Annotated in this window: 21 protein-coding genes; 10 read left to right on the top strand and 11 right to left on the bottom strand. The window is 66.9% G+C overall.

Features of this window, described 5'->3' with window-relative positions; all coding sequences use genetic code 11:
* Both ACIGII_RS03725 and ACIGII_RS03720 read right to left on the bottom strand, forming a co-directional pair.
* Window positions 1-1,922: M13 family metallopeptidase (locus ACIGII_RS03725; protein ID WP_399640395.1), on the bottom strand; the 1,922-nt coding region annotated here is incomplete at its 3' end.
* Window positions 1,923-2,058: 136 nt separating this feature from the next.
* Complete coding sequence (locus ACIGII_RS03720; protein ID WP_399640401.1) at window positions 2,059-4,170, bottom strand: M13 family metallopeptidase; 2,112 nt, start codon at window positions 4,168-4,170, stop codon at window positions 2,059-2,061.
* A 119-nt stretch (window positions 4,171-4,289) separates the two neighbouring features.
* Between ACIGII_RS03720 and ACIGII_RS03715 the strand changes: the two genes are divergently transcribed.
* Window positions 4,290-5,879, top strand: a complete 1,590-nt coding sequence (locus ACIGII_RS03715; protein ID WP_399640392.1) for a phytoene desaturase family protein — start codon at window positions 4,290-4,292, stop codon at window positions 5,877-5,879.
* A gap of 78 nt (window positions 5,880-5,957) precedes the next feature.
* Here the strand turns inward: ACIGII_RS03715 and ACIGII_RS03710 are convergent, their stop codons facing one another.
* On the bottom strand, window positions 5,958-7,988 hold the full coding sequence (locus ACIGII_RS03710; RefSeq protein WP_399640390.1) for an alpha/beta hydrolase family protein: 2,031 nt from the start codon (window positions 7,986-7,988) through the stop codon (window positions 5,958-5,960).
* A gap of 96 nt (window positions 7,989-8,084) precedes the next feature.
* Entirely contained in the window at window positions 8,085-11,054 is a 2,970-nt protein-coding gene (locus ACIGII_RS03705; protein ID WP_399640387.1) for a TonB-dependent receptor plug domain-containing protein, read from the bottom strand.
* 421 nt (window positions 11,055-11,475) lie between these two features.
* Here ACIGII_RS03705 and apbC point away from each other — a divergent pair, with 421 nt between their 5' ends.
* Complete coding sequence (apbC, locus tag ACIGII_RS03700) at window positions 11,476-12,372, top strand: iron-sulfur cluster carrier protein ApbC (protein WP_399640385.1); 897 nt, start codon at window positions 11,476-11,478, stop codon at window positions 12,370-12,372.
* Between the two features lie 39 nt (window positions 12,373-12,411).
* Window positions 12,412-12,984: a dCTP deaminase gene (gene dcd, locus ACIGII_RS03695; protein ID WP_399640383.1), complete on the top strand. Its 573-nt coding sequence runs from the start codon at window positions 12,412-12,414 to the stop codon at window positions 12,982-12,984.
* A gap of 237 nt (window positions 12,985-13,221) precedes the next feature.
* On the opposite strand, the gene ACIGII_RS03690 is transcribed toward dcd, so the two are convergent.
* From ACIGII_RS03690 to ACIGII_RS03680, 3 genes are read right to left on the bottom strand one after another with little or no spacing between them, the layout of a single operon-like run.
* The gene (locus tag ACIGII_RS03690; RefSeq protein WP_399640380.1) at window positions 13,222-13,386 is read right to left on the bottom strand and encodes a LiaI-LiaF-like domain-containing protein; all 165 of its coding nucleotides are present in this window, start codon (window positions 13,384-13,386) and stop codon (window positions 13,222-13,224) included.
* 16 nt (window positions 13,387-13,402) lie between these two features.
* Window positions 13,403-13,825 carry an HIT domain-containing protein gene (locus ACIGII_RS03685; RefSeq protein WP_399640377.1) on the bottom strand — a complete coding sequence of 141 codons (423 nt, stop codon included), beginning with the start codon at window positions 13,823-13,825 and terminating at the stop codon, window positions 13,403-13,405.
* The gene (locus ACIGII_RS03680) at window positions 13,822-14,493 is read right to left on the bottom strand and encodes a dienelactone hydrolase family protein (protein ID WP_399640374.1); all 672 of its coding nucleotides are present in this window, start codon (window positions 14,491-14,493) and stop codon (window positions 13,822-13,824) included. The genes ACIGII_RS03685 and ACIGII_RS03680 overlap by 4 nt, the downstream gene beginning before the upstream one ends.
* 210 nt (window positions 14,494-14,703) lie before the next feature.
* Here ACIGII_RS03680 and rimO point away from each other — a divergent pair, with 210 nt between their 5' ends.
* Window positions 14,704-16,071: a 30S ribosomal protein S12 methylthiotransferase RimO gene (rimO, locus tag ACIGII_RS03675; protein ID WP_399640371.1), complete on the top strand. Its 1,368-nt coding sequence runs from the start codon at window positions 14,704-14,706 to the stop codon at window positions 16,069-16,071.
* A gap of 62 nt (window positions 16,072-16,133) precedes the next feature.
* Window positions 16,134-16,910, top strand: coding sequence for a DUF3025 domain-containing protein (locus ACIGII_RS03670; RefSeq protein ID WP_399640370.1), 777 nt, complete (start codon window positions 16,134-16,136; stop codon window positions 16,908-16,910).
* A gap of 233 nt (window positions 16,911-17,143) precedes the next feature.
* Here the strand turns inward: ACIGII_RS03670 and greB are convergent, their stop codons facing one another.
* Together greB and ACIGII_RS03660 are read right to left on the bottom strand one after the other, a co-directional pair.
* On the bottom strand, window positions 17,144-17,647 hold the full coding sequence (greB, locus tag ACIGII_RS03665; RefSeq protein WP_399640366.1) for a transcription elongation factor GreB: 504 nt from the start codon (window positions 17,645-17,647) through the stop codon (window positions 17,144-17,146).
* Window positions 17,648-17,655: 8 nt separating this feature from the next.
* Window positions 17,656-19,161 carry a helicase HerA-like domain-containing protein gene (locus tag ACIGII_RS03660; protein ID WP_399640363.1) on the bottom strand — a complete coding sequence of 502 codons (1,506 nt, stop codon included), beginning with the start codon at window positions 19,159-19,161 and terminating at the stop codon, window positions 17,656-17,658.
* Window positions 19,162-19,296: 135 nt separating this feature from the next.
* Between ACIGII_RS03660 and ACIGII_RS03655 the strand changes: the two genes are divergently transcribed.
* Together ACIGII_RS03655 and ACIGII_RS03650 are read left to right on the top strand one after the other, a co-directional pair.
* Window positions 19,297-20,907 (top strand): transglycosylase SLT domain-containing protein, encoded by a 1,611-nt coding sequence (locus ACIGII_RS03655; RefSeq protein WP_399640361.1) that lies wholly within the window; start codon window positions 19,297-19,299, stop codon window positions 20,905-20,907.
* Between the two features lie 16 nt (window positions 20,908-20,923).
* Window positions 20,924-21,286 (top strand): ribonuclease E inhibitor RraB, encoded by a 363-nt coding sequence (locus tag ACIGII_RS03650; protein ID WP_399640358.1) that lies wholly within the window; start codon window positions 20,924-20,926, stop codon window positions 21,284-21,286.
* A gap of 67 nt (window positions 21,287-21,353) precedes the next feature.
* Here ACIGII_RS03650 and asd read toward each other — a convergent pair whose 3' ends face one another.
* On the bottom strand, window positions 21,354-22,196 hold the full coding sequence (asd, locus tag ACIGII_RS03645; protein ID WP_399640355.1) for an archaetidylserine decarboxylase: 843 nt from the start codon (window positions 22,194-22,196) through the stop codon (window positions 21,354-21,356).
* Window positions 22,193-22,843, bottom strand: a complete 651-nt coding sequence (locus ACIGII_RS03640) for an SCO family protein (protein WP_399640354.1) — start codon at window positions 22,841-22,843, stop codon at window positions 22,193-22,195. Before ACIGII_RS03640 ends, asd begins: the two co-directional genes overlap by 4 nt.
* 129 nt (window positions 22,844-22,972) lie before the next feature.
* Here ACIGII_RS03640 and prmB point away from each other — a divergent pair, with 129 nt between their 5' ends.
* Genes prmB through ACIGII_RS03625 form a run of 3 tightly spaced genes read left to right on the top strand, consistent with a single transcriptional unit; the run spans window position 22,973 to window position 26,050 of the window.
* A complete protein-coding gene (gene prmB / locus ACIGII_RS03635; RefSeq protein WP_399640351.1) occupies window positions 22,973-23,902 on the top strand; it encodes a 50S ribosomal protein L3 N(5)-glutamine methyltransferase in 930 nt (309 codons plus the stop codon).
* Window positions 23,899-25,002: a chorismate synthase gene (gene aroC / locus ACIGII_RS03630; protein WP_399640348.1), complete on the top strand. Its 1,104-nt coding sequence runs from the start codon at window positions 23,899-23,901 to the stop codon at window positions 25,000-25,002. The genes prmB and aroC overlap by 4 nt, the downstream gene beginning before the upstream one ends.
* Window positions 24,995-26,050 (top strand): 2-hydroxyacid dehydrogenase, encoded by a 1,056-nt coding sequence (locus ACIGII_RS03625; RefSeq protein ID WP_399640346.1) that lies wholly within the window; start codon window positions 24,995-24,997, stop codon window positions 26,048-26,050. The genes aroC and ACIGII_RS03625 overlap by 8 nt, the downstream gene beginning before the upstream one ends.
* Window positions 26,051-26,060: the final 10 nt, after the last annotated feature.

The raw sequence follows: 26,060 nt of genomic DNA, 5'->3' as shown, positions 1-26,060 counted from the left end.
TTCGACAGCGGACCATTGGTGCGCCACTTGCCCGGTGCCATGGTGTCCGAGGTCAGGCGCTGCGCGGCTTCGTTCGGCGACAGCTGCTGCGGCCAGAGGCTCGCCCAGGCGCGGAAGAAGCCCTGCTGGGTCGCCGGCTTGGCCTCCGGCTCGGCCGAGCGGTAGGCCGCCCAAGCCAGCTCCAGCCCGGACAGGTCGGCCAGGTTTTCCTCGCGGGTCAGCTGGCCGTTGACCTTGGCACCCTTCACGCCGGGGAACTCGTAGCCGCTGAACTGCGCGGCCACGCGGCTGCCCAGCAGCTCCCACGCGGTCTTGTCGGCCGGCGTCCACCAGCTGCGCAGTTCACCCTTGGCGTCCACCAGCGAGCCCTTGGCGTCGATCGCGCGGGTCAGCTCGTGCGCGACCAGTGCGCCGTAGCTGCCGAATTTGTCGGCGTTGTCGGCCTTGGCATTGAAGACCGGGCCCTGCAGCACCGCCGCGGTGACGATCAGGCGGTTCTGCGCGATGTCGTAGGCCAGCGCCGGCTGCTGCGGCAGCACGTCCCAACGCCGGTCGGCATTGCCCTTGCCGATCCGCTTCATTTCTTCGCGATGGCGCCAGGTCGAAGCGATCAGCATGTTGCTGCCGAAGCTGCCACGGCCCATCGGCTGCACGCTGTAGTCCAGGTCGCGCAGCGGGGTGCCGATCTCGATCTTCAGCGCGGCCATCTTGGCCTGCGCTTCGGTCTTGGCTTCGGCGCTCAGCCAGCTGTTGGCCTTGACCGATTCGATCTGGGTTTCGCGGATCTTGTCGGCGATCAGCGCCGCCTGGCGGCGGTCTTCGGCCGAAAGATGGCGCGCGGCATATTCGCGGCCCAGCATCGGGCCGGCGGCGACGTTGATGGCATTCAGTACCTGCTCCCAGCGCGGTGCGGCCAGCGTTTCACCGCGGATCACGCGACCGCGGAATTCGAACTCGGCATCGCGGTACGCCTTGGACAGGTAAGGCGCCATCGCATCGCCCACGCGCCAGCGCAGGTACGCCTTCCACTGCTCCGGCTTGATCCGGGTAACCATGCCGTCGAGCTGCTTGAACAGCGCCGGGTCGGACAGCGACACCAGGTCGTCGTTGACACCCTGCGCCTTCAGGAACGCGTCCAGCTGCAGGTTGCGGTAGCGGCTGTTGAGTTCCTTGGTGGAAATCGGCGCGTAGTTGTTGAACGGGTTGTTGATGCCGGCCAGCGACTGCGCGTTGCGTGCCAGCTCGGTTTCCAGCGCGATCACCGCCTGCGATTCGGCGTCCAGGTCGGCCGGCTTGGTACCGGTCAGCGCCAGGATCTGCTTGACATAGGCGCGGTAGCGCCCCATCAGCGCCACGGTGTCGGCGTCGGTGCGGGTATAGAACGCCGGATCGGGCAGGCCCATGCCGCCCTGCATGAAGTAGCCGATGTGGCGGTCCAGCGCCTTCAGGTCGATGTCCGGGGCGAAGTTGAACGCCACCGGGATGCCCACCTGGTGCAGTGCGGCGATCGAGGCCGGTACGTCCTTGGCCTTCTTGATCGCATTGATGCGGGTCAGCAGCGGCGCGATCGGCTTGGAGCCGTCGGCTTCCACCGCCGCTTCATCCAGGCCGCTGGCCCAGAAGTCGCCCAGCAGCTGCTGCACGTTGCCCTGCGGCGACTTCATCGCGCTGTCCAGCAGTTCACGCTGCTGCACGCGGGCGCGTTCGGCCAGCTGGCCCAGCGCGGTGGTGGCACCGGACTGTGGCACCGGGTTGGCCTTCAACCAGGCGGCATTGGTTGCGTCGTGGAAATCGCTGCACTGCGCGCTGACCGCGGGGGCGCGGCTGGCGGCCTTCTTTTTCGGGGCGGCGGAGGCGTCGGTGACGACCAGGGTGGCCAGGCCCAGGCCGAGGGCGATGGCAAGCGGACGAAGGTTGGGCATGCGAAGCGAATCCAGGAGGATTGAAGACCGCGGAACTATAGCAAGCCCGCATGAAAACGCGGCATGGAAACAAGAAGGCCCGGGCGTCTGCCCGGGCCTTCTTGCGCATTCACGCATCACGCAGTGGCGCGATGGATCACCAGATCACGACCTGCTTGTCGCCGGCGCGGACCATCGGTGCGCCCGGCTTGCATTCGAACGCGGCCGCGAAGGTCGGCAGGTTCGACGGCGCGCCCATGGCACGGAACGCGGCCGGGGCGTGCGGGTCGGTGGCCAGGCGGACCTTGGCGTTCTCCGGGGTGTACTTGGTGCGCCACACGGTGGCCCAGTTGAAGAAGAAGCGCTGGTCGCGGCTGAAGCCGTCGACCTTCGGGTCTTCCTTGCCGGCCGATGCCTTCTGCAGCGCATCGTAGGCGGTGGCCAGGCCACCCAGGTCGGCGATGTTCTCGCCCAGGGTCAGCTTGCCGTTGACCGCCTGGTCGCCCACCTTGTACTCGTTGAACTGGTTCACCAGCTTGCCGGTAAGGCCGCTGAAGTTCTTGGTGTCGGCGTTGGTCCACCAGTTTTCGAAGTTGCCGGTGGGCCCGAAGCGGCTGCCCTGGTCATCGTAGCCATGGGTCATTTCGTGGCCGATCACCGCGCCGATACCGCCGTAGTTCAGCGCATCGTCGGCCTTCGGGTCGAAGAACGGCGGCTGCAGGATGGCGGCCGGGAACACGATCTCGTTCTGCAGCGGGTTGTAGTACGCGTTGACCGTCTGCGGGGTCATGCCCCACTCGGTCTTGTCCACCGGCTTGCCGATCTTGGACAGGGCGAACTTGTAGTTGAATTCGTTGGCCGCGCGCACGTTGCCGAAGTAGCTGTCACGGCCGGTGCTCAGGCCGCTCCAGTCGCGCCACTTGTCCGGGTAACCGATCTTCGGGGTGAAGGTTTCCCATTTGGCGATGGCCTTGGCCTTGGTTTCATCGCTCATCCAGGTCAGGCCCTGGATGCGCTCCTTCAGCGCGGCGGCCAGGTTCTTGACCAGTTCTTCCATCTTGGCCTTGGCTTCCGGCGAGAAGGCGACCTTGACGTACAGCTGGCCGAACGCTTCACCGGCATCGTTCTCGATGGTGCCCAGCACGCGCTTCCAGCGCGGCTTCATTTCCTTCTGGCCGTTGAGGGTCTTGCCGTAGAACTCGAAGTTCTCCTGGACGAAGGCGTCGGCCAGATACGGCGAGGCGGCGTCGACGGTGCGGAAGCGCAGGTAGGAACGCCACACCGACGGATCGGTATCGCCCAGCGCCTTGCTCACTTCCTGGTGGAAGCCGGGAATGGCCAACGAGAACTTCTCCGGCGCGGCAATGCCCTGCGCCTTGAAGAATTCGGTCCAGCTGAAGTTGGGGGTGAGCTTGTCGGCGTCAGCCACGCTGACCGGGTTGTAGAACAGCGAGACATCCCGCGACAGCTGTTCGCTGGACTTGGAGGCCTTGGCCAGGCGGGTTTCGAACGTGACCACATCGGCGGCCTGCTTGGCCGCGTCCGCCGCGGCGACGCCGGACAGTTCCAGCACCTTGGCGACGTGCGCCTGGTAGGCCTTCAGCTTGTCGGCGTTCTTGGCGTCGGTGTAATAGGTGGTGTCCGGCAGGCCCAGGCCGCCCTGGCTGGCGTAGGCCATGTTCATGCTGGAGTTCTTGAAGTCCGCTTCCGGACCGAACCCGAACAGCACGTTCTCGCCCTTGGCGGCGGTGGTGCGCAGGTAGTTGGCGATGGCGTCCTTGTCCTGCAGGCCGTCGATCGCGGTCAGCTCGGCCTTGATCGGCTCGATGCCCTGCGCGTTGATCTTGGCCTCGTCCATGCCGGTGGCCCAGAAGTCGCCGACGATCTTTTCAATGCCGGTCGGGTTCTTCACCGCTGCAACCTGTTCGGCCAGCTGGTGCTGCACGGCCACCGAGCGCTCGTCCAGGATCGTGAAGGCGCCCCAGCTGGTGCGGTCGCCCGGGATCTCATTGGCGGCCAGCCACTTGCTGTTCACGTAGTCGCCGAAGGCGGTACAGGCGTCCAGGCTGGTGTCCAGGTCGGACGGGTGGAACGCGTTGTACGCCGGCAGCTTGCTTTCGTCGAGCTTGAAGTCGGTGGCGGCCGGGGCCGCGGTAGGGGCGGCAGCGGTGGCAGCGCTGTCCGCCGCCGGGGTTTCATTCTTGCCGCAGCCGACCAGCGCGGCCGAAACGGCCAGGGTCAGCAGAACCATCTTGGGAGTGCGAGAGATCACGTGTTGGCCTCCGGGCCGAAGAATCTTTCAGGGGGACCCCAGCAGGGCCGTGGGCCAGACGATACGCCGCTGGACCGCGCTGCAAGGGTGTCGAAGGTCATGGTATACAGCCAGCCATGGGCACTTCCGACACGTGGGATGCAGTCATCATCGGTGGCGGGCACAACGGCTTGGTCTGCGCGGCCTACCTGGCCCGGGCCGGACGCCGGGTGCTGGTACTGGAGCGGCGCCCGGTGGTGGGTGGGGCGGCGGTGACCGAGGAATTCCATCCAGGATTCCGCAACTCGGTGGCCTCCTATACGGTGTCGCTGCTGCAGCCGCGCATCATCAACGAGCTGGCGCTGGCCCGTCACGGCCTGCGCGTGGTGCCGCGGCGGATCAACAACTTCCTGCCGCTGGAGGGCGATTACCTGCTCGCCGGCGCCGGCCTGACCCGGTCGGAGGTGGCGCGGTTTTCCGCGCGCGACGCCGAGCGCCTGCCGGCCTTCGAACAGCGCCTGGACGCCTTCGCCGATGTGCTGCGTGCGCTGTCCCTGCAGGCGCCGCCGAACGTGGGGGAGGGCCATTGGCTGACCCAGCTGCCGGCGTTGTGGCAGGCCGGCCAGCTGGGCCGTCGGCTGCATGGGCTGGCCCCGGCGCTGCGCCAGGAACTGCTGGACCTGTTCACCATCTCCGCGTCGGAGTACCTCGACCGCTGGTTCGAAAGCGAGCCGATCAAGGCGCTGTTCGGCTTCGACGGCATCGTGGGCAACTACGCCAGCCCGGATGCGCCCGGTTCGGCTTACGTGCTGCTGCACCACGCGTTCGGCGAGAGCAACGGGGTGAAGGGTGCCTGGGGCCACGCCATCGGCGGGATGGGCGCGATCACCCAGGCCATGGCGCGTGCGGCCATCGCCGCGGGCGCCGACATACGCACCGACAGCGGGGTTCGCAGGGTGCGGGTGGAGCAGGGCCGCGCGGTCGGCGTGGAAACCCTCCAGGGCGAGGTCATCCGCGCACGCAAGGTGGTGGCCAACGTCAATCCCAAACTGCTCTACGAGCAGCTGCTGGCGCCGGACCAGGTGCCGCCGGCCACCCGCGAGCGGATGGCCAACTGGCGCTGCGGGTCCGGCACGTTCCGCATGAACGTGGCGCTGTCGGCCTTGCCGTCGTTCACCGTGCTGCCCGGGGCAGGGGACCACCTCACCGCCGGCATCATCATCGCGCCGACGCTTCAGTACATGGAGCGTGCCTACCACGATGCGCGCCGGCACGGCTGGTCGCGCGAGCCGATCGTGGAACTGCTGATACCCAGCACCCTGGACGACTCGCTGGCGCCGCCGGGCCAGCACGTGGCCAGCCTGTTCTGCCAGCACGTGGCGCCGGTGCTGTCCGGTGGGCGCAGCTGGGACGATCACCGCGACGAAGTCGCCGACCTGATGATCGCCACGGTGGAGCGGCACGCTCCCGGCTTCAGCGCACTGGTGCTCGGACGCCAGGTGCTGAGTCCACTGGACCTGGAACGTACCTTCGGGCTGATCGGTGGCGACATCTTCCACGGCGCGCTCAGCCTCAACCAGCTGTTCAGTGCCCGCCCGATGCTCGGCCAGGCCAACTACCGCGGCGCGCTGCCCGGGCTGTATCTGTGCGGCTCGGGCACGCATCCCGGCGGCGGCGTGACCGGCGCGCCGGGCTACAACGCGGCACAGGCCATCCTGCACCCGTAAAAAAGGCCACCCGAAGGTGGCCGACCCATGCAGGGATGGCACCCGACCGCGGGTCGGGTGCCGTCGCCGGCCGCGGGCTTACAGCCCGCCGCCGCCACACCCCTTGCCCAGGTAGTCGTCGATCAGCCGCAGCTGGTCGCCCATGATCGCGCGCGTCCACGCCGGGCCATGCGCGTAGTCGGCGATTGCGTGGTACTCGACCGGCTGGCCCGAATTCTTCGCCTTGGCCACGAACCATTCGGACTGTTCAATCGGTACCGTGCGGTCGCGGTCACCGTGGTAGACCATCAGCGGGATCTTCATCTCGCCGGCCTTGTCCAGCGGGTTCAGGCCGTCCACGGTCTTGGCCTGGGCCTGGCGGAAGAACGGGTTGGTGTAGAACCGCGACCAGATCTTCTTGATGTCCGACACACCGGCACCGGCAATGGCGCACTTGTACAGGCCATTGGGGCGCACCGAGGCGGCAAACGCGGAATAGCCGCCGTAGGAGAAGCCGAACATGGCGATATGGCCGGGCTGGGCGATCTTCTGGTCGATCATCCACTTGGCGCCATCATCCTTGTCGTCCTGCATCTTCTGGCCCCACTCGGCGTCGCCGGCCATCCACAGCTTGCGGCTCCAATCGGCCGAACCGCGGAACTGCGGGCGCAGCACCGCCATGCAGCGCGAGGCCATCAGCGGTACCCACATCGAGCCGTCGAAATCCATGCCGTCGCGCGCCCACGGGCCACCGTGCGGGTGCACCACCGCCTTCCACGGTCCTGCGCCGCACAGCTCGGTGTTCGGCGTGGTCAGGAAGGCGGGAATGTCCAGCCCGTCGCGCGCCTTGTAATAGACCAGCCTGGTCGTGCCCAGCGCGGCCGGGTCGATCTGCGGGTAGGACTTGGCCAGCTCGGTCAGCTGCCCGTTGTTGAACAGGTAGTAGGTGGGCGGGTCGGACGGACCGGACACCACCACCAGGAACGTCTTGAGGTTGGCGCTGTAATCCAGCAGGCGGATCGACTTGCCGCCATCCAGCTGGGTGGTGGCGCGCTGGCCGGTGGCCGGGTCGACCAGGGTGACCTCGCTGGCGGTGATGCCCAGCGCCTGGCGCAGGCCCTGCTGCAGCGCCTTGAAGGTCGGATCGGTCCACTGGATCTCGTTTTCGCGCGGACCGCTGTAGCCGACGCCGAGCAGCGCGCCGAACGGCACGCCGTCCACGTTCCTGTAGCGGTTCAGCACCACGCTGCCGGCATTGAAGAACTTGTGCTCGAACAGCACCTCCTTCTGCTTGCGCGCGGCGATGTCGTATTCGTAGATGACCGTCTTGTCGCGGCCCACGTTGCTCTGGATGAAAGCGATGTTGGGGTCATCGGCAAAGCCGACCACCTGGGTCACGTCGCGGTCCTTCACGTAGGAGCGGAAGTGCTCCTCCCAGGTGTTGGTGGCCGGGCTGCGGAATTCGGTTGCCACGTAGGCGCCGGTGCCGTCCAGGTCCTGGCGCAGGCGCGCGCGCAGTTCGCTGTTCAGATCGGTCACATAGCCGGCCACGCGTTCTTCGGTCTTCTGGATGCGCTGCGAGGTGAAGTTGCGCAGGTTGACCTTGTACACGTCACCGGAATTGCTGCCCGAGCCGTTCACCACCAGGATGTGGTCCGGGTCGTTGGGCAGGGTGTCGAGCACCGTGGAATTGGAGAGGGCCTGCTCGAGCTCCTCATTGCGGCTGGTGGCGCGCGGGGGCGAAATCGGTTCTTTCCACTGCTTGCCTTCGGTATCGGTGATCAGGAACTTGCTGATGAAGGTCTTGTTGATCCGATCGGTGCGCAGGTCGTAGGGCTGCCACAGCGTTACTGCCAGCAGTCCGTTCTTGATGAAGCTCACGCTCTGGAACTTCATGCGGCCGGCACCGATCACGGTGGGCGCCTTGTCCAGGGCGTTGGTGTCCCAGACCACGATGGTGCGCTCTTCGCCATTGGCACGAAGGCCGGCGATCTGCTTCCCGTCCGGGGACAGCGACAGGCTGGAAATGGCCGGGAACGCGGCCATCTGCTCGATGGTGGGGACTGCGGGCTTGGCATGCAGCGACGCACAGGTGCTGGCCAGGGCGGCCGCGAGAAGAATCCGTTTCATTCACTACCTCTATGCATGGTGCGGGTCGGCCCGCGGCGCACCGGGGCCGGAAACGAAACCGCCGCCCCGGAGGGCGGCGGCGGGTCAATCACGCGATCAGAACGCGTAGGTGACGTTTACGAAGTAGCTGCGACCGAAGTAGTCATAGCCACTGTACAGCGGGGCGTTGCCGACGGTGTTGTAGACACCCTGGGAAATGGTCGGCGGATCCTTGTCGGCCAGGTTGCGCACGCCAGCGGTGACCGACCACTTGTCTGCGTCGTACTGCACCGAGAATGCCTGCAGGAAGTAGTTCGGGGTGTACAGCTTGTACTGCGAGGTCGCCGGATCGAACAGGCCCGGGTTGTTTTCCTCGTAGTAGTCGTAGCTGTCGGTCTTGTCGATCCAGTCCAGGCCGTAGCGGACCTGCCAGTTCTTCCACTTGTAGGCCAGGTCCAGGGTGGCGGTATTCTGCGGGGTACGCAGCATGCCGACGTAGTCCACCTTCGGATCTTCCGGGAACAGCTGGTCGGTCTGCTCGATGAAGTGCGTCACCTGCACGGTGGAGCGGAACTCACCCGGACCGATGTCGCGCACGTAGCGTGCAGTGAAGTCCAGGCCGCGGACCTTTTCGGTGGCCACGTTGATGAAGCCGTTGGTCACGGTGATCGCATTGGTGTCCGGATTACGCGAGATCAGGCGGCACACGCCATTGCCGGCAGCGAAGTCAGCGGCCGAGCTGTTGTAGCAGTTGGTCAGGATCGCACCACCACCGGCGTCACGCACGCCGTTCTCGACCTTGATGTCGAAGTAGTCGACAGCGAAGGACAGGTCGCCGAAGCTGCCGAAGTCCGGCTGCAGCACGATGCCGGCGGTCTTGGCGGTGGAGGTTTCCGCCGACAGGCCGGTTTCCGCGCCACCCTGGGTGATCACGGTCACGCCATTGGTCTGGATGAACTCCGGGTCGAAGCCCTGCGAGGCGCAGTTCTGGTACCGCATCGAATTCGGGTTGGCTTCGATGTAGGTGTCGCAGGGGTCGGCCGACGCGGCCAGGAAGCCGGTGGTGCCGCCCAGGAACTGTTCGAACAGCGCCGGGGCGCGGTACGAGGTACCGTAGGACGCGCGGAACGACAGCCACTTCACCGGGGTCCACAGACCGCCGATCTTGTAGGTCTCATCCGAGCCATAGGACTTGTAGTCGGTGTAGCGGCCGGACAGGTTGACGGTCAGTTCCTCGGCGGCGGTCACGCCCGACAGCAGCGGCAGTTCCAGTTCGCCGTAGGCTTCGAACACCGAGTCGCTGCCGCGGGTCGGGGCCGACGCGGTCAGGTTGAACAGGTCCTGGTCGATCGAGTACTGCGACGGGCTGTCATCGATCTTCGCCTTGCGGTATTCGACACCGAACGCACCGCCGGCCGAGCCGTAGGGCATGTCGAACAACGGACCGTTGACGTTGAAGTTGAAGGTGGACTCTTCATACACGGTGTTGCCGGTGACCGGCACGAACACCCAGTTCTTCCAGTCGCTCGGCAGGTTGCCGCCGATGGTGTTGCTGTTCAGCGCAGGCGCCGCGATGCAGCCGTTGGACGGGTCGACGCAGGAATACCCACCGGCGCCGTTGCCGACCACGTTCAGGCTCTGCGCCAGGCGGCTGGTCAGGAAGCTCTGGAAGGTGTAGTCGGCGTCGCTCTTCGAATGCATGGCATTGAAGTCGTACTTCCACTCCGAGCCCAGGTTTCCGCGAACGCCGGCATTGAAGCGCAGGAAGTCCACGTTCTGCTTGCTCTGGTCGTTGCCGAAGCCGATGAAGGCACGTACGCCCATCGGCTGCCCGTTGGTCAGGTTGGTCGCCGGGCCCGCGACGCTGTCGCGCAGGTTGGCCGGGATCAGCGGGCTGCCCACCGCATAGTCGAGCGACAGCTGACGGTAACCGGTCTGGGTCGACTTGCGCTTGTTGCCGAGGAACTCATAGTACAGCTCGGCGTCGCCCATTGCGTTGAGGTCGAAACCGCCCTGGAAGTACAGGGTGTGGGTCTTGGCCGGCGAGATCAGCGACTGGTTGAGCATGGCGTCGTCGAAGGTATCGCGCGACCAGGTGTTCACGCCTTCGTAGCCCACCAGGCCGGTGGTGACGCCCGAGTTCGGGCGCCAGCGGTTGAAGCGGGTGCCCGTGGTGCCCGGGGCGGCAACGCCGGTCCGGGTGTTGGTGCCGATGGTGTTGATGGTGACGCCGCCGGCATCGAGCGTGTAGCACTTGGACCTGCCCGTCAGCGGATCGATGAAATCGCCGCTGCCCCAGTAGTCGCCCGCATCGATGTCGCGGTACTTGTCGGTGGCGCAGCGGGTCCAGTCACGGTCGCGCAGGCTGAGTTCGTTGCGGGTGTAGTACTCGTACGAACCGGAGAAGTGCGAGCGCTCGCCGGTGCTGCCGAACACGAGCGAGTAGCGGCGCTCATCGCCGCCGCCGCCGTCGGTGGCATTGTGCTGGGCTTCCAGGCTGACGCCGTCGACCTTGTTCTTGGTGATGATGTTGATGACGCCGGCAACCGCGTCGGAACCGTAGATCGACGAGGCGCCGTCCTTCAGGATCTCGACGCGGTCCACGATGGCGTTCGGCAGCACGTTCAGATCGGTCGAACCGACCGCGCCGCGGGCGCCGGCCGGCGAGATGCGGCGGCCGTTCATCAGGATCAGGGTACGGGTCGGACCGAGGCCACGCAGGCCGAGGGTGTTGGCGCCGGGGCCGCCGTCGGTGACGTAGCCGCCGTAGGCATTGTTGATCTGCGAAGAACCGGCGGTGACCGCGGTGCTCTGCAGCGCGGCGGTGGTCGAGTTGAAGCCGGCCAGCAGGGTTTCCTGGCGGGTCACGACCTGCACCGGCGACACCGAGTTGAACGTGTCCTTGGCGATGCGCGAACCGGTCACGGTCACGGTGTCGAACGTCGTGGTGTTCGTCGACTTGGCCGTCTCTTCAGGCGTCTGGGTCGAGGTGCTGTCCTGGGCGAATGCCGGTGCGGCCGCGAACACCATCGCGGTGGCCAGGGCGAAGCTCAGCGGATTCCGGCTGAGCGACTTGCGATTCATCATGTGTGGATCCCCTTGGAACGATCGATTGCGTCAAACACCGGTGACATGGACCAGCAGGCGTCTCCGTGTGCCCTCGGATCAGGTCCTGGCAGCGATGTGCCCCCCCTGATCACCAGCTTCACGAGCTGATGATCGAGGTTAACACGGCCTTAACGCGGCCTGTCAACTGTTCATCAGGAAGTCATAAACACAAGATAGGCAAAGTGGATCTTTCGTTTTCAGGAGTCACGTAAGTTGTTGAGGGAGAAGCGTTTTTCACGCATTCCTGGGGATTCTGCTGGATCAATACGTGGACGTATGTACGCGTGGATTTCTGGCCGAGGGGGCGTTCCAAATCCGTCAATGACCGTTTCCTGTCCTGCTGCAGGGGGGCGGGACAGCGCAGGACACCGGGCCACGCCCTGCGGCCGGCTGCACTATCATGGCGGGCTTCCCGTACCGCTTTCCCGGAGTACCCGCAGTGAGTGCCAGCCCGTCCCGCCGTCCCCATGCCAGCCAGGTGCAGAAGGGCCTGACCCTTCATCCGCGCGTCCGCAACGTGATCGCGGTCGGGTCGGGCAAGGGCGGGGTGGGCAAGTCCACCACCGCGGTCAACCTGGCGGTGGCGCTGGCCCGGTTGGGTGCCCGGGTGGGCCTGCTGGACGCGGACATCTATGGCCCCAGCGTGCCGATGATGCTGGGCCTGAGCGGTCGCCCGGAAAGCCCGGACAACAAGTCGATCGAGCCGCTGCGCGCGTTCGGCGTGGAGACCATGTCGATCGGCTATCTGATCGAAGACGAGACCCCGATGATCTGGCGCGGGCCGATGGCCACCTCGGCAATGACCCAGTTCTTCAACGACACCCTGTGGGACGACCTGGATTACCTGTTGATCGACCTGCCGCCGGGCACCGGCGACATCCAGCTCACCTTGACCCAGAAGATTCCGCTGGCCGGTGCGGTGATCGTCACCACCCCGCAGGACATCGCCACGCTGGATGCGAAGAAAGCGCTGAAGATGTTCGAGAAGGTCGAGGTGCCGGTGCTGGGCATCGTCGAGAACATGGCCGTGCACACCTGCAGCAACTGCGGCCAGGTCGAGCACCTGTTCGGCGACGGTGGCGGTGAACGCATGGCCGCGCAGTACGGCGTGCCGCTGCTGGGCTCGCTGCCGCTGGACATCGGCATCCGCGAACAGGGCGATGCCGGCACCCCGATCACGGCTGCCGCGCCGGAATCGCCGGCCGCGCAGGCCTACCTGCGGGCCGCCGAACGGCTGGTGGAAGAAGTGGCCAAGCGGCCGCGCGCGAGCATTCCGATCCTCTCCTCGCTGCTCTGATCTGTTTAGAATCGCCCGATACCGAACCCAGGACCCCCCATGAGCATCAAGAGTGACCGCTGGATCCGCCGCATGTCCGAGCAGCACGGCATGATCGAGCCGTTCGAAGCGGGCCAGGTCAAGCAGGCCCATGGCCAGCGCATCGTCAGCTACGGCACCTCCAGCTACGGCTACGACGTGCGCTGCTCGCGTGAGTTCAAGGTGTTCACCAACATCAACTCGACCATCGTCGATCCCAAGCACTTCGACCCCGGCAGCTTCGTCGACATCGTCGGCGACGAATGCATCATTCCGCCCAACAGTTTCGCGCTGGCGCGCACCGTGGAGTACTTCCGCATTCCGCGCGACACCCTGGTGGTCTGCCTGGGCAAGAGCACCTACGCGCGCTGCGGCATCATCGTCAACGTGACCCCGCTCGAGCCGGAGTGGGAAGGCCACGTCACCCTGGAATTCAGCAACACCACGCCGCTGCCGGCGCGCATCTACGCCAACGAAGGCGTGGCGCAGATGCTGTTCTTCCAGGCCGACAGCGACGACATCTGCGAAACCTCGTACAAGGACCGCGGCGGCAAGTACCAGGGCCAGACCGGCGTCACCCTGCCACGCACCTAGTCCCCTGCTCCTGGCGCAAATGGGTAGAGCCGACCGTTGGTCGGCTGCTCCTGGCACAAATGGGTAGAGCCGACCGTTGGTCGGCTGCTCCTGGCACAAATGGGTAGAGCCGACCGTTGGTCGGCTGCTCCTGGCGTAAATGGGTAGAGCCGACCGTTGGTCGGCTGCTCCTGGCGCACAAATGAAAAGCGCGGATCGCTCCGCGCTTTTTTCATGCCTGCCAGGCAGCGCCCGGCCCTACTTGCGTCCGAACAACAACCCGATCCCCACCGCCACCAGCAGCACCGGCCACCAGGTAAGGATCAGGCGACCGAGGTTCATGTTGGTCCAGCCCAGGTTGCTGGCCAGCAGGAACAGGCCGACGAGGATCAGGACGATGGCGGCGACAAGGTTGGAGCGCATCAGGGGCGGGGTCCGCTTAGGGCTGGGGCGAATATCCTAGCCGTTCCTTCCACATCGCGACACGCTCCTTCAGCACCGCGTCGTCGAAGGGATGGGCCTGGCCATGGCCCCACACCGGCGCCGGCCACGCCGGATCGCCCACATGCCGGCCGACCACGTGGAAGTGCAGCTGCGGCACGATGTTGCCCAGCGTGGCGAAGTTGATCTTCTCCACCCCGTCGGTGCCCTTCAGTGCCCGGCAGCAGCGGTTCAATTCCGTACGCAGCTGGTCCTGCTGGTGGCCGTCCAGCTCCAGCCATTCAGTGATGCCGGTCACGCGCGGCACCAGGACCAGCCACGGGAAACGTTCGTCGTTCATCAGCCGCACTTGCGACAACGGGCCTTGGTCCACCAGCACACTGTTGGCGGCCAGGCGTGAATCCAGTTCAAAATCGCTCATCCAAGATGCTCCGAAAAGAAGTCCAGGGTGCGTGTCAGCGCCAGTGCGGCACTGTCCGGATCATACGCATGTCCGACGCTGCGGTTAAAGGCGTGGTCGGCCGGATAGACGTAGGTGGCCATCTGGGGCAGCTTCTCGCGGTGGGCCTGGATGGCCTCCGGCGGAATGCTCTTGTCCTGGGCACCGAAGTGGAACATCACCGGCGCCTTGGGCGTTTCGTCCAGGAACTGCACGTTGCGTGCGCCGTAGTAACTGACCGACGGCAGGCCCAGGCGCAGCGCCGAGAGCAGGGCGATGCTGCCGCCCCAGCAGTAGCCCACGGTGCCGACCTTCCCGGCCGGCGCCAGCCGCGAGGCGGCCGCCCGCACCACTTCCAGCGCCTTTTCCACGCCCAGCGCAGTGACATGGTCCAGGCCCTGCTTCACTCCGTCTGCGTCATAGGGCAGGGCATCCGGGTCGGCATCGGCCCCGTCGACCAGGTCGAAGAAGGACGGGGCCAGTACCGCATATCCCTGCTCGGCAAAGCCTTCGGCCACCTCGCGGATGTGCGCGTTGGTCCCGAAGATCTCCTGGATGACCACCAGGCCCCCGCGCGGCTTGCCTTCCGGCGTGGCCTGCCAGGCCCGGACCGGACCGTGATGCGTATCAAGCGTGACCCACTCACCCATTGCCAGACTCCTGTTGGTTCAGGCGTTCATTATCGGCGCGCTGCAGGTTAGCGGGGCGTCGCGGGCATGCACGGATTGGCGGTTGGCATTGCCCGGGCAGCCGGTGCATTCAGGGCCCGGGCCACAACGCCGGTATACTTGCCGCCGTTTCCGGCCCCAGGTCCCCGCGCCATTCCGGCGTGGGCCCAGGCCCCCAGAGTCCCGCGATCCATGTCCCAGCTGAACCCCAAAGTCGGCTTCGTCAGCCTTGGCTGCCCGAAGGCCCTTGTCGATTCCGAGCGCATCCTCACCCAGCTGCGGGCCGAGGGCTACGACATCGTTCCCTCCTACGATTCGGCCGACGTGGTGGTGGTCAACACCTGCGGCTTCATCGATTCGGCGGTGACCGAGTCGCTGGACGCCATCGGCGAGGCGATGAACGCCAACGGCAAGGTGATCGTGACCGGCTGCCTGGGCAAGCGCCCGGAGGAGATCCGCAAGGCCTACCCGGACGTGCTGGCGGTGTCCGGTCCGCAGGACTACACCAGCGTGATGGAGGCCGTGCATGCCGCGCTGCCGCCGAAGCACGACCCGTTCGTGGACCTGGTGCCTGATTACGGCATCAAGCTCACCCCGCGGCACTACGCCTACCTGAAGATTTCCGAGGGCTGCAACCACCATTGCAGCTTCTGCATCATTCCTTCGATGCGCGGCAAGCTGGTTTCGCGGCCGGTGGATGAGGTGCTGCGCGAAGCCGAGCGGCTGGTGCGTGGTGGCGTGAAGGAGCTGCTGGTGGTGTCGCAGGACACCTCGGCTTACGGCGTGGACGTCAAGTACGCCGAGCGCATGTGGCGCGACAAGGCCTACCAGACCCGCATGAAGTCGCTGTGCGAAGGCTTGTCCGAGCTCGATGCCTGGACCCGCATGCATTACGTGTACCCGTACCCGCACGTGGACGAGGTGGTGCCGCTGATGGCCGAGAACCGGATCCTGCCGTACCTGGACATTCCGTTCCAGCACGCCAGCCCGCGCATTCTCAAGCTGATGAAGCGGCCGGGCGCGGTGGACAAGACGCTGGAGCGCGTGCAGCGCTGGCGCCAGTTGTGCCCGGACATCACCGTGCGCTCCACCTTCATCGTCGGCTTCCCGGGCGAAACCGAGGCCGAATTCGAGGAACTGCTGTCGTTCCTGGATGCGGCGCAGCTGGACCGCGTGGGTGCCTTCGCGTACTCGCCGGTGACCGGCGCCACCGCCAACGACCTGCCCGGCGCGGTGCCGGAAGCGGTGAAGCAGGAGCGTCTGGCCCGCTTCATGGCCCGCCAGGCGGAGATCTCCGCGGCGCGGCTGGAAGCGAAGATCGGCACGGTGCAGCAGTGCCTGGTCGACGCGATCGAAGACGGCATCGCGGTGGCCCGTTCCAAGGCCGACGCACCGGAGATCGACGGCCTGGTCCATATCCAGAACGCCGACGATGCGCGCCTGCGCGTGGGCCAGTTCGTGGACGTGGAGATCACCGAAAGCGATGACCATGATCTCTACGGGGATGCGCTCATCGACGAAAGCCCGGCGAAGAAGCTGCTCGACCTCAAGGTGCTGTGACCGACGCGGCCGCCCCCGGGGCGGTCGGTCGCCGGCGTTTCATCGCGCCGGCGCGCGCGGTCGTGGATCGGACGTGCTTCGCCCATCCGCTGTTTGCGGCGTTCGCGGAGTACCAGGACCTGATGGCGGCGGCCGACTGGCCGACCCTTTCCGCGTTGAACCGGCAGCTCGCCTTATCGGGGAAGCAGCTGGTGGAGCAGGACGACGCGCTGCTGGCCGATGGCCTGCACTACGAGCAGCGCATTGCACGCGGGCAGATCGCCACGCGACCGTGCAACTGGCATGACCTGTTCAATGCACTGGCGTGGGCGCGGTATCCCTCAGTGAAGGCTGCGCTCAATGCACGCCAGTGCCAGGACATCCAGGGCAACCCGCCCGGCCACCGCACGCGCGCGCAGGCCGCGTTGACCCAGTTCGACGAAACCGGCGTGATCGTGCGGGTGCGCCATGCGTCGTTGCTGCGCGCCTGGGACCACCACGACTGGCAGGCGCTGTTCGTCGACAGCGCGGTGCAGTGGCGCAGCGGCGACATCGCCGTGTCTGCCGTGTTCGGGCATGCGTTGATGGAACAGGCGTTGCTGCCTTCGCGATTGCTGGTGGGCAAGTGTGTAGTGGTGCAAGGCGATGATGATGCGCAGGTGGTGGAGCAGGTAGCGCAGGCCATCGCGCGTGCCGACGTACTCAATGATCCGCTGGAACTGCGGCCACTGCCGTTGATGGGAATCCCCGGCTGGCATGCCGCTCAGGACGCGGGCTTCTACCAGCGGGTGGACTATTTCCGGCCCCTGCGGGAGGGCAGGCAGTATCCGGCGCCCCTGCGTCACGACCAACGGTCGTGACCTACCGCTCCCCGGCCCCAGCCCGGTAGCCCACGACCGTTGGTCGTGGGTCGCGGTGCCACCAGCCCGGTAGCCCACGACCGTTGGTCGTGGGTCGCGGTGCCACCAGCCCGGTAGCCCACGACCGTTGGTCGTGGGTCGCGGTGCCACCACGGCGGTAGCCCACGACCGTTGGTCGTGGGTCGAGATGCCACCAGCCCGGTAGCCCACGACCGTTGGTCGTGGGTGCGCGATCAGGCGGGGTACTCGACCGCCAGGATCGCGAACCCGGTCCGCCCGCTCGGCAGCTCCACCTCGAACTCGTCATCCACGCGCTTCTTCAGCAGCGCACGCGCCAGCGGCGAATCGATGCTGATCCAGCCGGCACCCGCATCGGTCTCATCCGGCCCCACGATGCGGTAACGACTGACATCGCCGCTTTCCACGTTCTCCAGCTCCACCCACGCGCCAAAAAACACCGCCTGCGGATCGGTCGGCACGGTGTCCACCACCCGCAGCGACTCCAGCCGCTTGGTCAGGTAACGCACGCGCCGGTCAATCTCGCCCAGCTGCTTCTTGCGGTAGGTGTATTCGGCATTCTCCGAACGATCACCTTCCGCCGCGGCCGCGGCCAACGCCTTGACCACCTCCGGCCGGCGCACACGCCACAGCTCGTCCAGCTCGCTCTTCAAGCGCTGGTGGCCCTGCGCGGTGATCAGGGCCGTACTCTTTTCCGCAGGGGGACGCCAACGCGACATCGATGGCCTCAGCGCTTGCCGCCAAAGATGCCGCCCAGGATGCCGCGCACGATCTGGTTGCCCAGCTTGGTCCCCAGGGTGCGCGTGGTCTGCTTGGCCATCGTTTCGATCATGCCCTGGCGGCGCTTGGTGCCGAAGACCGCGTCCTTGATCGACTGCCCGAAGCCGCCGTCCTGCTGATCGTCCTGTTCGCGCGTGCGTGCCTTGGGCGTACCGGCCTGTTCCACCGTCTTGGCCGCGCGCTGGGCCAGCCGCTCGGCCGCCGATTCGCGGTTCACGGCGGTGTCGTAGCGCGGGCCGACCGGACTGCCGGCGCGGACCTGGGCGCGCTCGGCCTCGGTGATGGCGCCCATCCGGCAGCGCGGCGGCGCGATCCGGGTCTGCTGCACCGGCGAGGGAATGCCCTTGTCCTGCAGCGTGGACACCAGCGCCTCGCCGGTACCCAGCTGGGAAAGGGCCGCCACCACGTCCAGCTTCGGGTTCGGCACGAAGGTTTCTGCGGCGATCTTCACCGCCTTCTGGTCGCGCGGGGTGAACGCTCGCAGCGCATGCTGCACGCGGTTGCCCAGCTGGCCCAGGATGTTGGCCGGCACGTCGTCGGGGAACTGCGAGCAGAAGTACACGCCCACGCCCTTGGAGCGGATCAGCCGCACCACCTGCTCGATGCGCTGCACCAGCGCGGCCGGCGCATCGTCGAACAGCAGGTGCGCTTCGTCGAAGATGAAGACCAGCTTCGGCTTCTCCAGGTCGCCCACCTCGGGCAGGGTTTCGAACAGCTCCGACAGCAACCACAGCAGGAAGGTCGAGTACAGGCGCGGTTTGAGCACCAGCTGGTCGGCGGCCAGGATCCCGACCACCCCGCGCCCGTCATGGTTGACCCGCATCAGGTCGGCCAGCTCCAGGGCCGGTTCGCCGAAGAAGGCTTCGCCGCCGTCCTGCGACAGGCGCAGCAGGGCGCGCTGGATCGCCGCCACGGTCTGCGCGCTGACCAGCCCGTATTCGGTGGAAATGTCCTTGCGCTCGTCGGCGACCAGGCCGAGCAGGGCACGCAGGTCGTCCAGGTCCAGCAGCAGCAGGCCACGGTCGTCGGCCAGCTTGAACACGATGTCCAGCACGCCGGCCTGGGTGTCGTTGAGTTCCAGGATGCGGGCGAGCAGGGTCGGGCCCATTTCGCTGACCGTGGTCCGCACCGGATGGCCGAGCTTGCCGTACAGGTCCCAGAACACGGTCGGGCTGCCGGCCGGCGCGTAATCGGCCACGCCGATTTCCTTCGCGCGCTGCAGCAGTGCCTCGCTGCCTGCGCCTGGCACGGCCAGGCCGGACACGTCGCCCTTCACATCGGCCAGGAACACCGGCACGCCGATGCGCGAGAAGCCTTCGGCCAGCGTCATCAGGGTGACCGTCTTGCCGGTACCGGTGGCGCCGGCCACCAGGCCGTGGCGGTTGCCCAGCGCGGGCAGCAGGGTCACGGGAATGTCGTCGGTGGTGCCTCTGCCGAGCAGGATCGGATCCATGGTCAACTCGCTCTGTGGACGGGCTATGTGAATGGGCAGGATTCTAAACGTCGGCAGGCAGGGGCGGGCAGACCGGGTTGCCCCGATGCAAGCGGCACGGCTACTCTGCCCTGTCTTTCGCCCACAGTGCCAAAAATGCCCGTTCCTGTCCTGCTTTCCCGTGCTTGGCCGTTGTTGGCGCTGTTTCCCCTGCTGTCGTTCGTGCCCGATGCCCACGCCCAGCGCGTCTCGGCGCGCGACAAGGCGAAGATCGAGGTGCTGGAGCAGCGCATGGCCGCCGCCGAGAAGCGCTATGCCGACGCGCTGGTGCTGGTCAACAACGCCGACCCCAAGGGCAAGAACGAAAGTGACGCCGCGCTGGAGGACATGGAGGACGTGATCAGCGCCTGCGTGGTGCAGAAGGGCTGCCAGGTCAGCAATCTGCTGGTCACCTACAAGCGGCTGCTGAAGACCAATACCGACGCCCGCGACGCCGACGACGTCGAGGGCGTGGCCAGCGATGGCGGCCTGCTCGAGGCCGACCCGGACCACCTCGGTCCGCTGGCCGCCGACGTGCCCGAAGCGGCCCGCGCAGCGGCGCTGCTCAACGACAAGCGCCACGCCTTCGACACCATGGTCGAATACAACCCGGCGGTGCAGGCCGGCATCCGCCGCTGGCTGACCGACATGCGCCCGGCGCTGATGAATACCTACGAGAACTACCAGACCCTGCGCGCGGTGATGTGGCCGGAATGGGAGAAGCGCGGCCTGCCCGAGGCGCTGCTGTTCGGGATCATGGCCAAGGAATCCAACGGCCGCGTGCATGCGTCCTCGCGCGCGGGCGCTGCCGGGTTGATGCAGTTCATGCCGGCCACCGGGCGCCGCTTCGGGCTGGGCCCGGACGGCACCGGCTTCGACACCCGCTTCGATGCGCGCAGCGCCGCCGAAGCCAGTGCCAGCTACCTCAACGAGCGCATGCGCGAGCTCAACAACAACGTGGAACTGTCGCTGGCCGGCTACAATGGCGGTGAAGGCCGCGCCGCGCGGGTGTATCGGCAGAACGCCGGCCAGAGCTTCTGGGTCGACAGCGTCTACAACCAGTTCCCCGCCGAAACCAAGGACTACGTGCCGATGGTGATCGCCGCGGCCTGGATCTACCTGCACCCGCAGCAGTACGGCGTGGACTTCCCCAAGGTCAATGCGCAGCCGGCCACGATCCGCCTGGCCAAGTCCACCACCATCTACGAGCTGACCATCTGCCTGGGCAGCACCGGCACGCGTGACGGCTACATGCGCGCACTGCGCAACCTCAACCCGCGTTACGAAGCCGATGGCTGGATTCCGGCCGGCACCATCATCAATGCCACCACGCGCATTGCCGGCCTGTACAACCGGTACTGCGTGAGCGGTCCGCGCGCCGACCTGGCACGCACGCTGATCACCGCCGACCTCAATGCCGCCATCGTCCGCCCGACCGCGACCAGCTACACCGGCAACGTGGCGGTGGGCAGCGTGGTCCCGATGGCCGGCGTACAGGCCAGCACCCCGGTGCCGACCGCCCCGGCCGCCCCGGTGGCCGTGCCGGCCGCCAAGGCCAAGCCCAAGGCGGTGAAGAGCCACAAGGTCGGCAAGGGCGAAACCCTGGGCAGGATTGCCGACAGGTTCGGCTGCGACGTGCGCGAGCTGGCCAGGGCCAATGGACTGAAAGCGCCGGCCTATGCGCTGCGCCAGGGCCAGTCGATCAAGCTGCAGGGCTGCGGTAACTAACCTTCGAGGAAGACAGATGGACATCACCGCAATCAACGACATGTTCGCCAACATCCGCGAGAACACCGACTGGGATCTCAATGGCGAGCTGGTGTGGGGCTACTTCTTCGTCAACACCACCGAAGCGCCGCTGCACGGCCTGGCCAAGGTGCTGGAAGGGCAGGGCTACACCGTGGTCGAGGTGTTCGAGCCGGAACTGGAGCCGGACGAGGCGCCGTACCACGTACTGCACGTGGAGCGGGTGGAAGTTCACGACGAAGCGTCGCTGGACGCGCGCAACCAGGCGCTGCAGGCGCTGGCAGAAGCCAACGGGGTGGAGGATTACGACGGGATGGATGTGGGCCCGGTCGAATTCGCGCACGATCCGGATGCCGGTTGAAAACAAAACGCCCCGCGAAAGCGGGGCGTTCTTCATTGCGTAGGGACAGGCCATGCCTGTCCGCTGTTCAACGAAGGGTGGCCAATGCCTGGCCGAGCTGCACGGCGTGTTCGGCGTCGAGGTGCGGCGCGAAATCGGCTACGCCCGGCGGCAACAACACGATCACCGTGGAGCCGTAATTGAAGCGCGCCATTTCGGCGAAGCGCTCCAGGGTGATGCCCTTGCCGCGGTAATCCTTGCGGGTGATGGTGTCGCCATAGGCCGGAATCTCTTCGCCGCCCCATACCGTCTCCACGCCCGACACCAGCAGCGCACCGACCATCACCTGCACCATCGGGCCGAAGTCGGTGTCGAAATGGCAGACCAGGCGCTCGTTGCGGGCGAACAGCCCCGGGACCGTGTTGACCGCCGCCGGCCCCACGCTGAACAGGCGGCCCGGTACGTGCACGGTTTCGCGCAGGGTACCGGTCCACGGCATGTGCACGCGGTGGTAATCCTTCGGCGACAGGTACACGGTGGCGAACAGCCCGTGGTGGAACACCTCGGCGTCGGCGGCGTCGCCTAGCAGTTCGGCGGCGGTGAACGACTGGCCCTTGGCCTGGAAGATGCGCCCGTCTTCAATGGCACCCAGCTGGCTGATCCGGCCATCGGCGGGCATCACCAGCGTGCGCGCACCGGCATCGGGTACGCGCGCGCCCGGCTTGAGGGCGCGGGTGAAGAACTGGTTGAAGGTGGGGTAGCTGCGCGGGTCCGGGTTGGCGGCCTCGGCCAGATTCACGCCGAACCGTTCGGTCACCGTGTCGATCAGCCAGCGCGAGATCCGCGGGTTGCGGGAATACGCCAGGCGCCGCGCCATCGACGACAGCAGGCGATGGGGCAGGACGTAGCTCAGCGTGGTGGTCAGACTCATGGGGCGGATTTCTCGGTCAACAGGTTCAGGTCGCGGGCGATGGCCGGCGCGTTGAAGGGGGGACGGACCAGGCCGGCCAGCCTGCCGTCCGGGTCCAGTACGGCCAGGCTGGCCGAGTGCTCCAGGGTGTAATCCTGGGGATTCTCATCGAACGTCCTGCCCGGCACTTTCTGGAACACGAAGCCCAGCGCGGTCGCAAAGCGCTCCAGCGAGGGCACGTCGGCGGTGGCGGCCAGGGTGTCCTTGTGGAAGGCGTGCACGTATTCGCCCAGCCGCGCCGGGGTGTCGCGCTCCGGGTCCACCGACACGAACACCAGCCGCGGACGCAGGGTGTCGGGCAGGGCCTCCCACTGCTTCTGGGCCTGGGCCAGGTCGGCCAGGGTGGTCGGGCAGATGTCGGGGCAGGCCAGGAAGCCCAGGAACACCAGGGTCCAGTGGCCCTTGAGCTCGCCGGGGATCAGCCGGGTGCCGTCGGACTGGGCCAGGTTGAAGTCCGGCAGGGGACGCGGCTGCGGGTAGAAGGTGATCGACTCGGTGGCCGGGCGGTGACCGGCCGGGCTCGGCCCGAACACCTTCTGGGCAACGACCAGGCCGAGCCCGGCGGCCAGCGCGATGAGCAGGATGATGCCGACATTGCGATTGAACATGAAAGGCCCGTACCCGAAGGGGCCTCCATGATAGGGGATGGGGGGCGGCGGTTTCCGTTTCCGCTGCAACGGATGCCGTGCTGCGCCGCAGCGCCTATAATCTGGGGCCACTTTGTCTGTTGCCCTGCCATGACCGCCGAAACGGCCGCCGAACTCCATACGATCATCGACCTGATCCGCTACGGCACCAGCCGTTTCAACGCCGCCGGGCTGACCTTCGGGCACAGCTACGACAACGCCCTGGACGAAGCCACCCAGCTGGTCCTGCATGCGCTGCACCTGCCGCACGACCTCGGCCCCGCCTACGGTGCCGCCCGCGTCCTGGCATCGGAAAAGGCCGAGGTGCTGGCCCTGTTCGAGCGCCGCATCAGCGAGCGCCTGCCGGCCGCTTACCTCACCGGTGAAGCCTGGTTCGCCGGGCTGAGCTTCAAGAGCGACCGCCGCGCCCTGGTGCCGCGCTCGCCGATCGCCGAGCTGATCGAAACCGGCTTCGAGCCGTGGCTGGCCGGCCGTGACGTACACCGCGCGCTGGACCTGTGCACCGGTTCGGGCTGCATCGCCATCGCGATGGGCCACTACTACCCGAACTGGGAAGTGGACGGCGTGGACCTCAGCGATGAGGCCCTGTCGCTGGCTGAAGAGAACAAGGAGCGCCTGCAGGCGCACAACGTCACCCTGCTCAAGTCGGACCTGTTCAACGGCCTGACCGGCCGTCACTACGACCTGATCGTGACCAACCCGCCGTACGTCACCAACGACGAGACGGACGCGCTGCCGAAGGAATACTCGTACGAGCCCGAAATGGGCCTGCGTGCCGGCGACGACGGCCTGGACCTGGTGCTGAAGATCCTGCGCGACGCCCCGCTGCACCTGAGCCAGGACGGCGTGCTGATCTGCGAAGTGGGCGAGTCCGAACAGCACCTGATCAAGCTGCTGCCGGAAGTGGATTTCGCCTGGGTGGAGTTCAAGGTCGGCCAGATGGGCATCTTCGCGGTGGAATGCCGCGAGCTGATCGCCCACAGCGCCCGCATCACCGAACTGGCGGCGCAGCGGCCGTGAGTTCCAACACCTTCGGCAAGCTGCTGTCGGTCACCACCTTCGGCGAATCGCACGGTCCGGCGATCGGCTGCGTGATCGACGGCTGCCCGCCGGGGCTGGAGATCAGTGCCGACGACTTCGCCCACGACCTGCAGCGCCGCGCCACCGGCAAGAGCCGGCACACCTCGGCGCGGCGCGAGGCCGATGAGGTCGAGATCCTCTCGGGCGTGTACGAGGGCCGCACCACCGGTACGCCCATTGCGCTGCTGATCCGCAACACCGACCAGCGCAGCAAGGATTACAGCACCATCGCCCAGCAGTTCCGCCCGGGCCATGCCGACTACAGCTACTGGCAGAAGTACGGCATCCGCGACCCGCGCGGTGGCGGCCGCTCGTCCGCGCGCGAAACCACCATGCGCGTGGCCGCCGGCGTGATTGCGAAGAAGTGGCTGCTGCAGCGCTTCGGGGTGACCGTGCGCGGTTACCTGTCGCAGCTGGGCGAGATCACCCCGACCGGCCATGACTGGTCGGCGGTGGAAGACAACCCGTTCTTCTGGCCGGTGGCCGAACAGGTCCCCGCGCTGGAAAGCTACATGGACGCGCTGCGCAAGTCGGGCGATTCGGTCGGCGCGCGGGTCAACGTGGTGGCCGATGGCGTGCCGCCGGGCTGGGGCGAGCCGATCTACGGCAAGCTCGATGGCGAACTCGCCTCGGCGCTGATGAGCATCAACGCGGTCAAGGGCGTGGAGATCGGTGACGGCTTTGCCAGCGCCGCCCAGAAGGGCACCGAACACCGTGATCTGATCACCCCCGAGGGCTTTGCCAGCAACCACGCCGGCGGCATCCTCGGTGGCATTTCCACCGGCCAGCAGGTCACCGCCTCGATCGTGCTCAAGCCCACCTCCAGCCTGCGCCTGCCGGGTGCCACGGTGGATGCCAGTGGCGCCGCGGTAGAGGTGATCACCACCGGTCGCCACGATCCCTGCGTGGGCATCCGCGCCACGCCCATCGCCGAAGCGATGATGGCGCTGGTGCTGATGGACCAGGCCTTGCGCCACCGCGCCCAGTGCGGCGATGTCGGCGAGATCACCCCGCGCATTCCCGGATCCCTCGATGGCTGAGGCGCGCCCCCGGGTCTGGGTCAGCCAGCCGCTGTTCGATGATGTCATCGAACAGCTCGGGCAGCATGTCGAGCTTGCGATGACCCACGAGGTCACGCGCTACACGCCCGATCTGCTGGCCGCGCAGCTGGCCCAGGTCGACGGCGCGCTGATCACCCTCAACGAGCGCATCGGCCCGGCCGAGATCGCCCATGCACCGCAGCTGCGCGCCATCGCCAATGTCGGCGTGGGCTACAACAACCTCGACGTGGACGCGCTCAGCGCGGCCGGCATCCTGGCCAGCAACACCCCGGATGTGCTGACCGAAACCACCGCCGACCTCGGCTTCGCGCTGTTGATGGCGACCGCGCGGCGGATCACCGAAGCCGAGCGCTGGCTGCGCGAGGGGCAGTGGGGGCAGTGGTCGTTCCAGACCATGCTCGGTGCCGACATCCATGGCAGCACGCTGGGCATCCTCGGCATGGGCCGCATCGGGCAGGGCATTGCCCGCCGCGGCGGGCTCGGCTTCGGCATGCGCGTGCTGTACCACAACCGCTCGCGGCTGCCCGACGCGACCGAAGCCGAGGTCGGCGCGGAGTACGTCGACCTGGATACCCTGCTCGCCCAGTCCGACCACCTGGTGCTGGTGCTGCCCTACAGCCCGTCCTCGCACCACATCATCGATGCCGCCGCGCTGGCCAGGATGAAGCCCACCGCGACCCTGGTGAACATTGCCCGTGGCGGCATCGTCGACGAGCTGGCATTGGCCGACGCCCTGGCCCACGGCCGGCTGGCCGCGGCCGGGCTGGACGTGTTCGAAGGCGAGCCAGCGGTGCGCCCGGAACTGCTGGCCCTGCGCAACATCGTCCTCACCCCGCACATCGGCAGCGCCAGCCAGGCCACGCGCCGGGCCATGGTGCAGCTGGCCGTGGACAACCTGCTGGCCGCGCTCGGCCTGGGCGCGAACGCCGGCAACCCGCCCAGCGCGATCAACGCCGACGCCGTGGCCGCCGTGAAAACCGGCGCCGCCACCGTGGGCGGCAAAAAAACCGACGACGCTAAACGATAGGGAACCGCGC

Source organism: Stenotrophomonas sp. NPDC077420, from assembly GCF_044543385.1.
GTDB lineage: Bacteria > Pseudomonadota > Gammaproteobacteria > Xanthomonadales > Xanthomonadaceae > Stenotrophomonas.
This window is presented reverse-complemented; position numbering and strand designations above follow the sequence as displayed.